This is a genomic window from Streptomyces rishiriensis, assembly GCF_003112535.1.
Classification (GTDB): Bacteria; Actinomycetota; Actinomycetes; order Streptomycetales; family Streptomycetaceae; genus Streptomyces; species Streptomyces rishiriensis.
The window spans coordinates 36,304-49,979 of the sequence record NZ_BEWA01000006.1 but is presented as its reverse complement, the minus strand read 5'-3'; the positions used below and the strand labels follow the sequence as shown (position 1 = coordinate 49,979).

Annotated in this window: 10 protein-coding genes; 5 read left to right on the top strand and 5 right to left on the bottom strand. The window is 71.5% G+C overall.

Annotated features, from left to right (window positions below):
* Nucleotides 1-126: 126 nt before the first annotated feature.
* Complete coding sequence (locus Sri02f_RS11650) at nt 127-1,890, bottom strand: PucR family transcriptional regulator (RefSeq protein WP_109001073.1); 1,764 nt, start codon at nt 1,888-1,890, stop codon at nt 127-129.
* 386 nt (nt 1,891-2,276) lie between these two features.
* On the opposite strand from Sri02f_RS11650, the gene Sri02f_RS11640 reads away from it, so the two are divergent.
* The 5 genes from Sri02f_RS11640 (at nt 2,277) to Sri02f_RS11620 (ending at nt 9,285) form a co-directional block, all read left to right on the top strand.
* On the top strand, nt 2,277-3,167 hold the full coding sequence (locus Sri02f_RS11640; protein WP_109001071.1) for an FAD binding domain-containing protein: 891 nt from the start codon (nt 2,277-2,279) through the stop codon (nt 3,165-3,167).
* A complete protein-coding gene (locus Sri02f_RS11635) occupies nt 3,167-3,772 on the top strand; it encodes a (2Fe-2S)-binding protein (protein WP_109001070.1) in 606 nt (201 codons plus the stop codon). The genes Sri02f_RS11640 and Sri02f_RS11635 overlap by 1 nt, the downstream gene beginning before the upstream one ends.
* Nucleotides 3,773-3,774: 2 nt before the next feature.
* The gene (locus Sri02f_RS11630) at nt 3,775-6,204 is read left to right on the top strand and encodes a xanthine dehydrogenase family protein molybdopterin-binding subunit (protein WP_245970600.1); all 2,430 of its coding nucleotides are present in this window, start codon (nt 3,775-3,777) and stop codon (nt 6,202-6,204) included.
* 153 nt (nt 6,205-6,357) lie between these two features.
* Nucleotides 6,358-7,815: an NCS2 family permease gene (locus tag Sri02f_RS11625; RefSeq protein ID WP_109001069.1), complete on the top strand. Its 1,458-nt coding sequence runs from the start codon at nt 6,358-6,360 to the stop codon at nt 7,813-7,815.
* A gap of 57 nt (nt 7,816-7,872) precedes the next feature.
* Nucleotides 7,873-9,285 carry an XdhC family protein gene (locus tag Sri02f_RS11620; RefSeq protein ID WP_109001068.1) on the top strand — a complete coding sequence of 471 codons (1,413 nt, stop codon included), beginning with the start codon at nt 7,873-7,875 and terminating at the stop codon, nt 9,283-9,285.
* Here the strand turns inward: Sri02f_RS11620 and Sri02f_RS11615 are convergent.
* The 4 genes from Sri02f_RS11615 to Sri02f_RS11600 form a co-directional block, all read right to left on the bottom strand.
* Complete coding sequence (locus Sri02f_RS11615; RefSeq protein ID WP_109001067.1) at nt 9,237-10,529, bottom strand: lanthionine synthetase LanC family protein; 1,293 nt, start codon at nt 10,527-10,529, stop codon at nt 9,237-9,239. The two genes, Sri02f_RS11620 and Sri02f_RS11615, sit on opposite strands and share 49 nt — an antisense overlap.
* A 34-nt stretch (nt 10,530-10,563) precedes the next feature.
* Nucleotides 10,564-11,004: an SRPBCC family protein gene (locus Sri02f_RS11610; protein ID WP_109001066.1), complete on the bottom strand. Its 441-nt coding sequence runs from the start codon at nt 11,002-11,004 to the stop codon at nt 10,564-10,566.
* Nucleotides 11,005-11,256: 252 nt separating this feature from the next.
* Complete coding sequence (locus Sri02f_RS11605; RefSeq protein ID WP_109001065.1) at nt 11,257-12,024, bottom strand: polysaccharide deacetylase family protein; 768 nt, start codon at nt 12,022-12,024, stop codon at nt 11,257-11,259.
* A gap of 183 nt (nt 12,025-12,207) precedes the next feature.
* Entirely contained in the window at nt 12,208-13,656 is a 1,449-nt protein-coding gene (locus Sri02f_RS11600) for a family 43 glycosylhydrolase (RefSeq protein WP_174855632.1), read from the bottom strand.
* Nucleotides 13,657-13,676: the final 20 nt, after the last annotated feature.

Below are 13,676 nucleotides of genomic sequence, written 5' to 3'. Positions count from 1 at the left end.
CTCAGCACGGATCGCGGCACCGGGCCAAGGGGGCGGGTGAAGGATTTCACAAAGTCGTGGGACTCGGTGTCCCCCCAGGTCCACGCGAGGGGTCGGAAACGGGGGGTAACCGCTGTCTGGTCGTCGTCAGCTCATGCGCAGGGCCAGGAAGAAGTCCAACTTGTCCTCCAGTCGCGACAGATCACGACCCGTCAACTGCTCGATCCGCCCCACCCGGTAGCGCAGCGTGTTGACGTGCAGGTGCAGACGGGCGGCGCACCGGGTCCACGAACCGTCGCAGTCGAGGAACGCCTCCAGGGTCGGGATCAGCTCGGCGCGGTGCCGTCGGTCGTAGTCGCGCAGGGGGTCCAGGAGGCGGGCGGTGAACGCCCGGCGCACGTCGTCGGGGACGAACGGGAGCAGCAGGACGTGCGAGGCCAGCTCCTGGTGCCCCGCCGCGCAGACCCGGCCGGGACGGGCGGCGGCCACCCGGCGCGCGTGCCGTGCCTCCTCCAGCGCCCCCCGCAGCCCTTCCGCGGAGTGCACGGCCGCGCTGACGCCCAGGGTGAGCCGCCCGTCACCGTCGAGACCGGCCGACAGCGGCTCCCGTACGGCGGCCAGCAGCGCGTCGGCGAGGACGCCCGTCCCGGCCCCGTCGTGCTCGCCGGACATCGCCGGCAGCGGGACGAGGGCGACGGCCTCGTCGCCCGTATGGGCGACGGCGATGCGGTCGGACGGCTCGGGGCCGGTGGCCAGGGGGTCGACCAGGATCTCCTCCAGCAGCGACTGGGCGGCCGGGCCGGCCTCCGGGCCGCCGTTCTCCCACTCCATGCAGGCCACCACCACCTGCCAGTGCGGGGCGGCCCCCAGGCCCGGCAGCAGCACCGGGGCGGCGACCCGCAGACGGGCCGCGATCTCCGCGGGAGCCGCGCCCGTCTGGACCAGCTCCAGCACCTCCTGCGCGAGCCGGCGGCGTACCGTGCGCGCCGCGTCCCGGCGGTCCCGTTCGACCGCGATGAGCTGGGTGACGCCCTGAAGCAGGTCGAGGCGCTCGTCCGCCCAGTCGCCGGCGTCCGCTTCGACGGCCAGCAGCCAGTCCGACAGGACGCTCTCGCGCACGTCCCGGCCCCCCGGCCCGCCCGGCGTCCCCGCCGGACTCTGCGCGGTCCGCGGCGCCTGGGGTGACGAGGGGATCTGGGGGATCTGAGGGATCCGGGGGGTCTGCGGTGCGCGGCCGCTGCTGCGGATCGGGAACAGGGAGAACGTCGTCCGGCCCACGATCACCCGGTGCGGACCGCGCCGGCCGGTGCGGACGGCGGCCAGCTGCTCCGCCGCGAGCTCGGCGCAGACGTCGGCCGGCAGGCCCGGGCCCGCCGTCTTCGGGCCCGCGATGAGCCTGCCGGTGGGGGACAGGACCCAGGCGCGCAGGTCCAGGTCGGAGCCGAGCAGGTCCAGGACCACGTCCGGGCCGCCGCCGGCCGGGCCCGAGGTCATCATCCGGCGGTGCCGGTCGACCACGGCCGCGAGGTCCCCGGCGCGCTCGCCGGAGACCTGCCGCACGACGTGCTCGGTGATCGTCGCGAAGGCCACCGACTCGTGCACCGCGAACAGCGGGAGGCGGTGCCGGGCACAGGCCGCGACCAGGTCCTCCGGGACGTCGCCCAGCTCCGCCTCGCCGGCTGCGAGCGCGGCCACCCCGGCCTGCACCAGGATCCGCACGAACGGCTCGGAGTCCGCCGCGCCCCGGCGCCAGGCCAGGCCCGTCAGCACCAGCTCGCCCCCGGAGAGGTAGCGGCTGGGATCCCGCAGGTCGGTGGTCATGACCCCGCGCACCGTGCGGTCCAGCTCGTCCTCGCCGCCGAGGAGCCCGAGGCCCAGCGCATCGGTGTCCAAAAGTGCGCGCAGCCGCATCTCGTCGCCGCCGTTCTCTGTCTCGAAATCTATGATGAATCTTGAAGGATGTGACGGGAAAAGGCCCGCCGCCGGTCCCGCCCCGAAGCCCGGGCCGCTGCGGCACAACGCCAGAAACCGCATTCTTTGACTGCCAGGCTGTTTCCCGCGTTTCTGCAGGAAAACGAGGAGGTTACCGATGACCTCCGTTCATACGAATCTACAAGATGCCTCGACGGACCAGCCAACTCCTTCATGGCTTCCGTGACTGACCCGGTCGGAGCAAGCCGCTGTGTACTGGCCTCACTCCGCGTGAACAGCACATGAACGAGCCGGGCCCGCCGCACCCGATTCTGGCTCGATAGAGACATCTCACGAGACTCATGAGACGAAGAAGAGAGCCGGTCATGGACTTCCTTCGCCCCGCCAGCTGGGAGGAGGCGCTCGCCGCGAAGGCCGAGCACCCCACCGCTGTGCCGATTGCGGGTGGCACCGACGTGATGGTCGAGATCAACTTCGACCACCGCAGGCCCGAGTACCTGCTCGACCTCAACCGCGTCGGTGACCTCTACGAGTGGGAGGTCGGCCAGGACAGCGTGCGGCTCGGGGCCTCGGTCCCGTACTCCCGGATCATGGAGAGCCTGCGCGCCGAGCTGCCGGGCCTCGCGCTCGCCTCGCACACCGTGGCCTCCCCGCAGATCCGCAACCGCGGCGGCGTCGGCGGCAACCTCGGCACCGCCTCCCCGGCGGGCGACGCCCACCCCGCCCTGCTCGCCGCCGGCGCCGAGGTCGAGGCCGAATCGGTCCGCGGTTCGCGCCGCATCCCGATCGACGCCTTCTACACCGGCGTGAAACGCAACGCCCTCGCCCCCGACGAGCTGATCCGCGCCGTCCACGTCAAGAAGGCCGACGGCCCCCAGCAGTACTCCAAGGTCGGCACCCGCAACGCCATGGTCATCGCCGTCTGCGCCTTCGGCCTCGCCCTGCACCCCGAGACCCGGACCGTGCGCACCGGCATCGGCTCCGCCGCCCCCACCCCCGTCCGGGCCAGGACCGCCGAGGAGTTCCTCGAAGCGGCACTCGAAGAAGACGGTTTCTGGGACAACGGAAAAATCATCACCCCCTCGGTCGCCAAGCAGTTCGCCGACCTGTGCGCCGCCGCCTGCAACCCGATCGACGACGTCCGGGGCACCGCGCGCTACCGCCGCCACGCGGTCGGCGTCATGGCCCGCCGGACCCTCACCTGGACCTGGGAGTCGTACCGCGGCGCCCGCCGCGCCTCGAAGGGAGCCGCGTGATGCGCGTCAACTTCACCGTCAACGGACGCCCGCAGGAAGCCGACGACGTGTGGGAGGGCGAGAGCCTGCTGTACGTGCTGCGCGAACGGCTCGGGCTCCCGGGCTCGAAGAACGCCTGCGAGCAGGGCGAGTGCGGCTCGTGCACGGTCCGGCTGGACGGCGTCCCGGTGTGCTCCTGTCTGGTCGCCGCCGGCCAGGTCGAGGGCCGCGACGTCGTCACCGTCGAAGGACTCGCCGAGTTCGCCCGGCAACGCGCCGAGCGCGACCGTTGCGAGACCGCTTCCCGCGGCGACCGGACCGCCGCCCCGGGGACCTCCCTCGACGAGGCCCGGGCATGGCAGGCGAGGGGCTCCGACTCCCAGGCCGGTGAGGGCGGCGAACTCGCCCCGATCCAGCAGGCCTTCATCGACGCCGGCGCCGTCCAGTGCGGTTTCTGCACCCCCGGCCTCCTGGTCGCCGCCGACGAGATGCTCGAACACCACCCGAACCCGACCGACGCGGACATCCGCGAGGCGCTCTCGGGCAATCTGTGCCGCTGTACCGGTTACGAAAAAATCATGGACGCGGTCCGCCTGGCGGCCGCCCGGCAGGGAGAGGCGGTCTGACGATGCCTTCCCCCACTTCCGGCTTCGATCGAGCGGGCGGCGCCTCCATCGGCGCCCCTCTCGGCACCCCCGTCAAGGTCACCCAGGGCTCCCGGACCAAGGGCGGCGTCGGCGAGTCCACGCTGCGCCCCGACGGCACCCTCAAGGTCACCGGCGAGTTCGCGTACTCGTCCGACCTGTGGCACGAGGACATGCTCTGGGGCCAGATCCTGCGCTCCACGGTCGCGCACGCCGAGATCGTCTCCCTCGACACCTCCGAGGCCCTGGCCACCCCCGGCGTCTACGCCGTCATGACGTACGACGACCTGCCGACCGACGTGAAGCACTACGGTCTGGAGATCCAGGACACCCCCGTCCTGGCGCACGGCAAGGTACGCCACCACGGCGAGCCGGTCGCGATCGTCGCCGCCGACCACCCGGAGACCGCCCGCCGCGCCGCCGCCAAGATCAAGGTGGAGTACCGCGAACTGCCCGTCATCACCGACGAGGCCTCCGCGACCGCCCCCGACGCGATCCTGGTCCACGAGAACCGCGACGACCACCACGTCGGCCACGTCCCGCACCCCAACATCGTCCACCGCCAGCCGATCGTGCGCGGCGACGCCGACGCGGCCGCCGGGCGGGCCGACGTCGTCGTCAGGGGCGAGTACACCTTCGGCATGCAGGACCAGGCCTTCCTCGGCCCCGAGTCCGGCCTCGCCGTGCCCGAGGAGGACGGCGGCGTCCACCTCTACATCGCCACCCAGTGGCTCCACTCCGACCTGCGCCAGATCGCCCCCGTCCTCGGCCTGCCCGAGAACAAGGTGCGCATGACGCTGGCCGGCGTCGGCGGCGCGTTCGGCGGCCGCGAGGACCTGTCGATGCAGATCCACGCCTGCCTGCTGGCCCTGCGCACCGGAAAACCCGTCAAAATCGTTTACAACCGTTTCGAATCATTCTTCGGCCATGTGCACCGCCACCCGGCCAAGCTGTTCTACGAGCACGGCGCCACCCGCGACGGCAAGCTGACCCACGTCAAGTGCCGCATCGTCCTCGACGGCGGCGCGTACGCCTCCGCGTCCCCCGCCGTCGTCGGCAACGCCTCCTCGCTCGGCATCGGCCCCTACGTCGTCGACGACGTGGACATCGAGGCCATCGCCCTCTACACCAACAACCCGCCCTGCGGCGCGATGCGCGGCTTCGGCGCGGTCCAGGCATGCTTCGCCTACGAGGCGCAGATGGACAAGGTGGCGAAGGAACTCGGCCTGGATCCGGTGGAGTTCCGGCAGCGCAACGCGATGGAACAGGGCGCCCTCCTGCCGACCGGGCAGAGGGTCGACTCCCCGGCGCCGGTCGCCGAACTCCTGCGCCGCGTCAAGGCGATGCCGCTGCCGCCGGAGCGCCAGTGGGAGAGCAGCGAGGGCGCCGACGTACGGCAGCTGCCCGGCGGTCTGTCCAACACCACGCACGGCGAGGGCGTCGTGCGGGGAATCGGTTACGCGGTCGGCATCAAGAACGTCGGCTTCTCCGAGGGGTTCGACGACTACTCGACCGCCAAGGTCCGCATGGAGGTCGTCGCCGGCGAGCCCGTCGCGACCGTCCACACGGCCATGGCGGAGGTGGGCCAGGGCGGAGTCACCGTCCACGCGCAGATCGCCCGCACCGAGCTGGGCGTCGCGCAGGTGACCATCCACCCGGCCAACACCGAGGTGGGCAGCGCCGGTTCGACCTCGGCCTCCCGGCAGACGTACGTCACCGGCGGGGCCGTCAAGAACTCCTGCGAGCTGGTGCGGGAGAAGGTCCTGGAGATCGGCCGCCGCAGGTTCGGCTCCCACCACCCCGCCTGGGCGACCGCCGAACTGCTCCTGGAGGGCGGCAAGGTCGTCACCGACGGCGGCGAGGTGCTCGCCGACCTCGTCGACGTGCTCGCCGACGAAGCCGTCGAGGTCGAGGCGCAGTGGCGGCACCGGCCCACCGAGCCCTTCGATCTGCGCACCGGTCAGGGCAACGGCCATGTCCAGTACTCCTTCGCCGCGCACCGCGCCGTCGTCGAGGTCGACACCGAACTGGGACTGGTGAAGGTCATCGAACTGGCCTGCGCACAGGACGTCGGAAAGGCGCTGAATCCGCTTTCCGTGATCGGTCAGATCCAGGGCGGCACGACCCAGGGTCTGGGCGTGGCGGTCATGGAGGAGATCATCGTCGATCCGAAGACGGCCAAGGTCAGGAACCCCTCCTTCACGGACTATCTGATCCCCACGATCCTCGACACGCCGACCATCCCGGTCGACGTGCTCGAACTCGCCGACGACCACGCCCCCTACGGGCTCCGTGGCATCGGCGAGGCCCCCACCCTGTCGTCGACCCCGGCCGTCCTCGCGGCGATCCGGAACGCGACCGGGCTGGAGCTCGACCGCACCCCCGTACGTCCGGAGCACCTCACCGGAACGTGACCCGCCCGGGGTCACGACCAGCAGTTCCCCGGGGGCTTTCACCCCCGGGCCCCCTTGTTCGTCTCGGGCCGTCCCCCGGGTCGTCCATTCCCAAATCCCGCACCCGGCCGCAGCCGCCACGCGGGTGTCCCTGTGAACCTTGGGAGATGGCCCATGACCCAGCAGTCACTGGAGCCGAGGACCACAGCCGACGACGCGGGCGAAGGCTCCCGCGTCCCGGCCGGACGGTCCCGGCTCGACCGGTACTTCCACATATCCCGGCGGGGCTCCACGGTCGCCCGCGAAGTGCGCGGCGGCGTCACCACCTTCATGGCGATGGCGTACATCCTGCTGCTCAACCCTCTGATCCTGTCCGGCAAGGACGCGGCCGGAGACACCCTAGGCCAGAAGGCCCTGATCACCGCGACCGCTTTCGCAGCCGCTTTCACCACGTTGCTGATGGGCTTCTTCGGCAAGGTGCCTCTCGCGCTCGCCGCCGGCCTGTCCGTCTCCGGCGTGCTGTCCTCCCAGGTCGCCCCCCAGATGACCTGGCCGCAGGCGATGGGCATGTGCGTGATGTACGGCGTCGTCATCATGCTGCTGGTCGTCACCGGCCTGCGCGAGATGATCATGAACGCGATCCCGCTCGCCCTCAAGCACGGCATCACCATGGGCATCGGCCTGTTCATCGCGCTCATCGGTTTCTACAAGTCCGGCTTCGTACACCAGGGCAAGGCGACCCCGCTCACCCTCGGTCCGGCGGGCGAACTCGCGGGCTGGCCCGTGCTGTTGTTCGCCGGCACCCTGCTGCTGATCTTCATGCTCCAGGCCCGGAACGTTCCCGGCGCCATCCTCATCGGCATCGTCGGCGGCACGGCCGTCGCGGCGGTCCTCAACGCGGCCGGAGCCGTCGACCCCGGGCAGTGGGCGGGCGGCGCCCCCGAACTGCACGGCAGCGCCGTCTCGATGCCCGACTTCTCGCTCTTCGGTGACGTGCGGTTCGGCGGCTGGGGCGAGGTCGGCGCGATGACCGTCGCGGTGATCGTCTTCACCCTCGTCCTCGCCGGGTTCTTCGACGCGATGGCCACCATCATCGGCGTGGGCACCGAGGCGGGGCTCGCCGACGACAAGGGCCGCATGCCGGGCCTGTCCAAGGCGCTGTTCATCGACGGCGCCGGCGGAGCCATCGGCGGTGTGGCGGGCGGCTCGGGCCAGACGGTGTTCATCGAATCGGCGACGGGGGTGGGCGAGGGTGCGCGCACCGGCCTCGCCTCGGTCGTCACCGGGACGTTCTTCGCGGCCTGTCTGTTCTTCACCCCGCTCACCGCGATCGTCCCGCAGGAGGTCGCCTCTGCGGCCCTGGTCGTCATCGGCGCGATGATGCTGATGAACGCCCGGCACGTCGACTGGGCCGACCGGGCAACCGCTGTCCCGGTGTTTCTGACCGTCGTCCTGATGCCGTTCACGTACACCATCACCACCGGTGTCGCCGCGGGCGTCATCTCCTACGCCGCCATCAAGGCGGCGCAGGGCAGGGCGCGGGAGATCGGCGCCTTCATGTGGGGGCTGACGGTGATCTTCCTCGTCTACTTCTGCCTCCACCCCGTCGAGAGCTGGCTGGGCGTGCACTAGCCGCCCCGCTCGACGGGCACCCGTCCTCCACCGGACCGCGATCAAGGAGACCGAGACATGCTGGACATCGCCGAGGAGCTCGACCGGTGGGTCGGGCAGGGCCGTGACTTCGCCGTCGCCACAGTCGTGGCCGTCAGCGGCAGCGCGCCCCGCCGGCCGGGCGCCGCCCTCGCGGTGGACGCCGACGGCACGGCGATCGGCTCGGTCTCCGGCGGCTGTGTGGAGGGCGCGGTGTACGAGCTGTGCCGACAGGCGCTGGAGGACGGCGAGCCCGTCCTGGAGCGTTTCGGCTACAGCGACGACGACGCCTTCGCCGTCGGCCTCACCTGCGGCGGGATCATCGACATCCTCGTCACCCCGGTGCGGACCGGCGACCCGGTCCGCCCGGTGGTCGCGGCCGCCCTCAAGGCCGCCGCGTCCGGCGCGGCGGCCGCGTTGGCGCGCGTGGTGAGCGGCCCGTCCGGCCTCGTGGGCCGCGCACTGCTCGTCCGCTCGGACGGCGATCACGACGGCGGTTCCCCCGACAGCAACGCTTACGAAGGCGGTTTCGCAGGGAGCGGCCGTTTCGCAAAGGGTTCTGGAAGTGGCGGTCGTTTCGAAAGCGGTTACCACGACGGGCTGACCGGTTACCACGACGGTCTCGTCCACGAGCGTGATGCTGGAGGTGGCGGTTCTTTCGAGAGCGGTTGCCGGGACGACGGCTCCCCGGACCCCGGTTTCCTCGACCCCCGTTCTCCGGGCCGCGGTTCTTGCGGGACCGGTTTCTACCAAGGCGGCTTCGGCGCGCACCCCGAGCTGGACCGTACGGTCGCGGCCGAGGCCCGGGCGTTTCTCGACGCCGGTCGTACCGGCACGCTGGACATCGGTGAGCAGGGCTCACGCTGCGGGGCCCCGATCACCGTCCTGGTGGAGTCGTCCGTCCCCGCGCCGCGGATGATCGTGTTCGGGGCGATCGACTTCGCGGCGGCGCTGGTGCGGGTCGGCAAGTTCCTGAACTACCACGTGACGGTGTGCGACGCGCGCCCCGTCTTCGCCACGGCGGACCGTTTCCCCGAGGCCGACGAGATCGTCGTCGAGTGGCCGCACCAGTACCTGGAGCGCACGCGGGTGGACGCGCGGACCGTCCTGTGCGTCCTCACCCACGACGCGAAGTTCGACGTCCCCCTGCTGCGGCGGGCGTTGCGTCTGCCGGTCGCCTACGTCGGCGCGATGGGATCGCGCCGCACCCACCTGGACCGAAACCGCCGGCTGCGTGAAGCAGGCGTGACCGAACTGGAGTTGACGCGACTGCGGTCACCCATCGGTCTGGATCTGGGTGCGCGCACGCCGGAGGAGACGGCGCTGTCGATCGCGGCGGAGATCGTCGCCGAGCGGCGTGGCGGCAGCGGAGTGCCGCTCACGGGCGCGCACACGCCGATCCATCACGACGTGTCGTCCTCGCCGGCGGGGCGGATCGGCTCGGTCGCCTGAGTCGCCGTCCTGCGTACGGCGGGCTGGTCGGGCCAGGCGAACGCGTAGCGGGGGTCGCCGGACCTGCTCAACCGGACGTGGCGCAGCAGTTCGCGTGCGATGCCCGCGTTGCCCATCGCCCATCCGGTGCGCGGTTCCAGGTCGCTCGCGGCGGCCCGGTGTTCGACGTTGTGCCAGCGTGCGCCGTCGGCGTCCCGGGTCGCGCGGGAGGCGAGGTCCGCGACGAGGGTCCGGGAGAAGTCGGGGGAGTCGCCCTGCTCGGCGATCCGGTCGCAGGCCAGTGCCAGCACGCCCGCCGTTCCGCAGCAGCGGCCGTTGTTGTCCCAGAAACCGGGGCGCAGCCGCCGGGGCAGCCCCGAGCGGGTCACGGTGTGCCAGCAGCGGTCGGCGAGGTCCGACCAGGAGGGTTCGCCGAGGACGTCGCGCAGCATCCGGAAGACCTGGGCGTCGCCGGCCGGGCCGTGGCACCAGCCGTAGCTGTGGCGCTCGACGACGCCGGGGCGGTGCTGCGGGTCGGAGTGCGGGACGAGGAATCCCTCCGGTCCGGCCTCGTCGCGGGACACGACATCCGCGACCGCGGCCCGCGCGAGTTCCACGAGATCCTCGCGGGCCGTCGCCGTTCCGACCACGGCGAGCGCGTACGCGATGCCGAGAGTGCCGTGCGCGAGGTGGTGCAGCCGGGGCTCGGCGCCGCTGAGCCACTGCCAGGTCACGCCCGCCGCCGTCGGCTCGGCCGTGCGCGCGTACGGCTCCAGCGCGGCGAGCGCCGACTCGGCGTCGCCGCACAGCAGGGCGCCCAGTCCGATGCCCGCGTTGCCGCCCATCAGCTCGAAGAGGTCGCCCCAGCGGGTCCCGTCGAACCGGGAGCGCACCCGTTCCAGAGCGCGGTCCGCCGCGGCGCCGGCCGAGGACGAGCCGAGATCGCGGTGCACGGCGCGCAGCACGAGGGCGATGCCGGTGAGCCCGAAGTACAGGGAGTCGTCGGGGTGGTCGTCGACGGCGTCCGCGAGGCTGCGGGCGGCGCGCAGGGCGGTGTCGGCGTAGGCGTCGTCGCCGAAGTGCCGCCAGGCCTCCAGGAGTACGGGTATCACCCCGGCCGTGCCGTCGTAGAGCGTGGGCTCGACCTCGTCGTCCGAGGGCTTGACGGGCCAGCCGAGGCCACCGTCGCCGGTGTCCCGTGCGGTGTTCCGCATCCATCGCAGGGCCTCCGCCGCGAGGGCCTCCGTCTCGTCCACGGTCGTCATGTCCCCACCCTCACACGGGGCGTGGCCGGCTCCTTCACGGGGTGCGCAGGAGGCGGTCGGCCGCCCGGCCGAACACCGCGCGCGCCGTCGCCCCGAGGAGCGGGTCGAAGAGGGACGGCAGGAAGCGCACGTCCAGCTCTTCCCGCCAGGTGACGCGGGTCTGCCCGCCCGGCCCCGGCCGCACCTCGATGTCCGCCCAGCCCCGGACGACCCGGCCGCGTTTCTCCAGTCGGCAGCGGCCGGGCCCGCCGTGGGCCGGGGGCTGCCACGCGGTCACCTCCATCCGGTCGTCGAAGGACAGCGGGCCGAGGCCCGACCGGGCCACGAGGACCGTGCCCTCGTGGGTCGGCGGGGGAGTGAGCACGGTAACGCGGGTAAGCGGTACCACGTCGCCGTGCCGGGACCATTCCGTCAGGCGACGCCAGGCGTCGTCCGGAGTGAGCGGTGCCGTGCGCTCCAGCTGGAAGATGACCATCGGGTGATCGTAGGCATGCGGAGCGCGCGGACGACGGACCCTCCGGCTCACGGACGCTCAGCGGCGGACGGGATCCCAGCGGCGGACGGGTCCCCAGCGGCAGACCGGACTCTCGGCGGCGGACCGGATGCTCAGCGGGGGGTTGGCCGAGCTCTCGGTGGCAGGCCGGACTCTCGGCGGTGAACCGAGCCCTCGGCGGGAGACCGGACTGTCGGCGGGAGCCCACCGGAGTGTCGGCGGGAGACCGGGCCCTCAGCGGTAGACCTGTCCCGGCACGGCCTCCCCTGGCGCCAGCAGCTGGGGCACCGTCACGAAGACGAATCCGCGCTCTTTCAGCGCGTCGATGATTGCGGGCACGGCCGGCACGGTTCCGTCGTAGATGTCGTGCAGCAGGATGATGCCGTCCCGGTCGGCCTGGGCGAGGACCCGGCGCTGGATCAGCGCGGAGTCGGTCGTCGCGTAGTCCTTGGCGGTCACGGTCCACAGCACCTCGGCGAGGCCCAGTTCACGGGAGATCTCGTGCACGGTCTTGTTCGTGCGGCCCTGCGGCGGCCGCATCAGGGTGGGGGGCCGGCCGGTGAGGCGCTCTATCTCGTCGTTGGGACGCCGGAGTTCCTCGCGTATCTCCTGCGGCGTGATCCGCGTGAGGATCTTGTGGTCCCAGGTGTGGCTGGCCACCTCGTGCCCCTCGGCCGCCATGCGTCTGACGAGCTCCGGGTACTTCTCGATGTGTCTCTTGCCCAACAGGAAAAACGTTGCTGGGACCTGTTTCTCCTTCAGGATGTCCAGCAGCCGGGCGGAATTCTCGCTGGGGCCCGCGTCGAAGGTGAGGGCGATGCACTTCGCCTCCCGGCAGTCGACCGCACCGTAGCGGGAGGCCTGGGAGGTGGCGGGGGGATGGGCGCGGGCGCTGCTCGGACGCGTGGTGTCGGCGCCCGCGCAGCCCGTGAGCGCGACCGCCAGGCAGGCGGCCGCCGCCGAGACGCCGAGCGGACGCAACCCGGTCCCCGTGTTGTTCATCTTCCTGTTCAGAAAAGGCATGCCGAGACTATACAGAGAGGGTATACACCTCATGTATAGTCTCGGCGTCGTGCCGTCAGCGCGCCGTCGGCGTCCCGTCCTCACCGGGGCGAGAGCCTCACCGGGGGGAATCGAGAGTCTCACCGCGGCGAACGCCTCGCTCGGGCGCGGGACGGCGGGCGCCTACTGGGCGTAGAACGTCGCGTCCTCCCGGTCCGTCGAGGTGCTCGGCGTCTGCACGTACAGCAGGTAGTTGTAGTGGCGGATGTAGCGGCCCGCGTCGGCGTAGGACTCGTACGAGATCCCCGCGGCGTCGGCGAGCCCGGCACGCTGGTAGAACGTCGCGTCGGAGGCGAACGTCGAGGTGCCGTCGTTCTTCTCCAGCCATACCTCGGAGTTCTTCTGACGCAGGTAGTAGCCGGGGAAGTTGGCCGCCTCCAGGGAGACCGTGGCGGCCCCGGTGAGGCCGGCCACCACGCGGAACTGTGAGTCGGCGAGCGGGCTCACGTTCGCCTCGATGCGCGCGCGGTAGTCCCAGTGCCGGATGAACCGGTCCGGGTAGTTGAAGGAGGAGAAGCGCTTCGGGGTCACCCCGTCGGCCACCGGGATGCCGAAGTCGGGCGTGCCGTCGGCCTTCCAGTACACCTTCTGCACACGGGTGCGGCGGTTGGGGTCGTTCAGCGGGTCGCCGGTGATGTCCCGGTAGCTGCGGTCGTGGTAGACGATGATGTCGGACTTGCCGTCCTCGGAGACGGTGAACGAGTTGTGGCCCGGCCCGTACTGCGAGGTCGAGGCGTTCGTCCTGAAGACGGGCTGCGACCCCTTGGTCCAGGACGCCGGGTCGGTGAGGTCGGCGGTCGCGGAGGCGGTCAGCATGCCCAGGCAGTAGTTGGCGTCGGTCGCGCTCGCCGAGTACGTCATGAACACCTTGCCGCCGTGCTGGATCACCGCCGGCCCCTCGTTGACCTTGAAGCCCACGGTCTCCCAGGACAGCGTGGGCTGCGAGATCTCCGCCGGAGTGCCGGAGATCGTCCAGGGGTTGGCCAGCTTCGCGATGAACAGGCTGGTGTTGTTGTCCTCCGACGGGTTGCGCTGGGCCCAGGCGAGATAGCGCACGCCGTTCACGACGAACGTGGTGGAGTCGAGGGAGAAGCTCTCCCAGGTGGTCTTGATCTGGCCCTTCTCGGTCCAGGTCGCGGTGAGCGGGTTGGCGCCGGAGCCTTCGAGGACGTACATCCGGATCGCCCACACGTCGCTGGTGGAGCCGGCGGCGAAGTACACGTACCACTTGCCGTCGATGAAGTGGATCTCCGGCGCCCAGATGTGGGCGCCCATGACCCCGCTGCCGTGCTTGGTCCAGATGGTGACCTCCTGGGCCGTGGACAGGCCCTGGATGGTCGTCGCCCGGCGCAGCACGATGCGGTCGTACTCGGGGACGGTGGCGGTGAAGTAGTAGTAACCGTCGGTGTGCTTGTAGATGTGCGGGTCGGCGCGCTTCTCGGCGATCGGGTTGGTGTACGTCACCGCGGGGGAGTCGGGCACGGCGGCCTGGGCGGGGGCGACCGCGCAGGCGAGGACGGCCGCGAGGGCGACGAGGCCGGCCAGGATCAGCCGAACGGCGTTGCGTCTCAAGGGGGTTCTCCAGGGGGAAG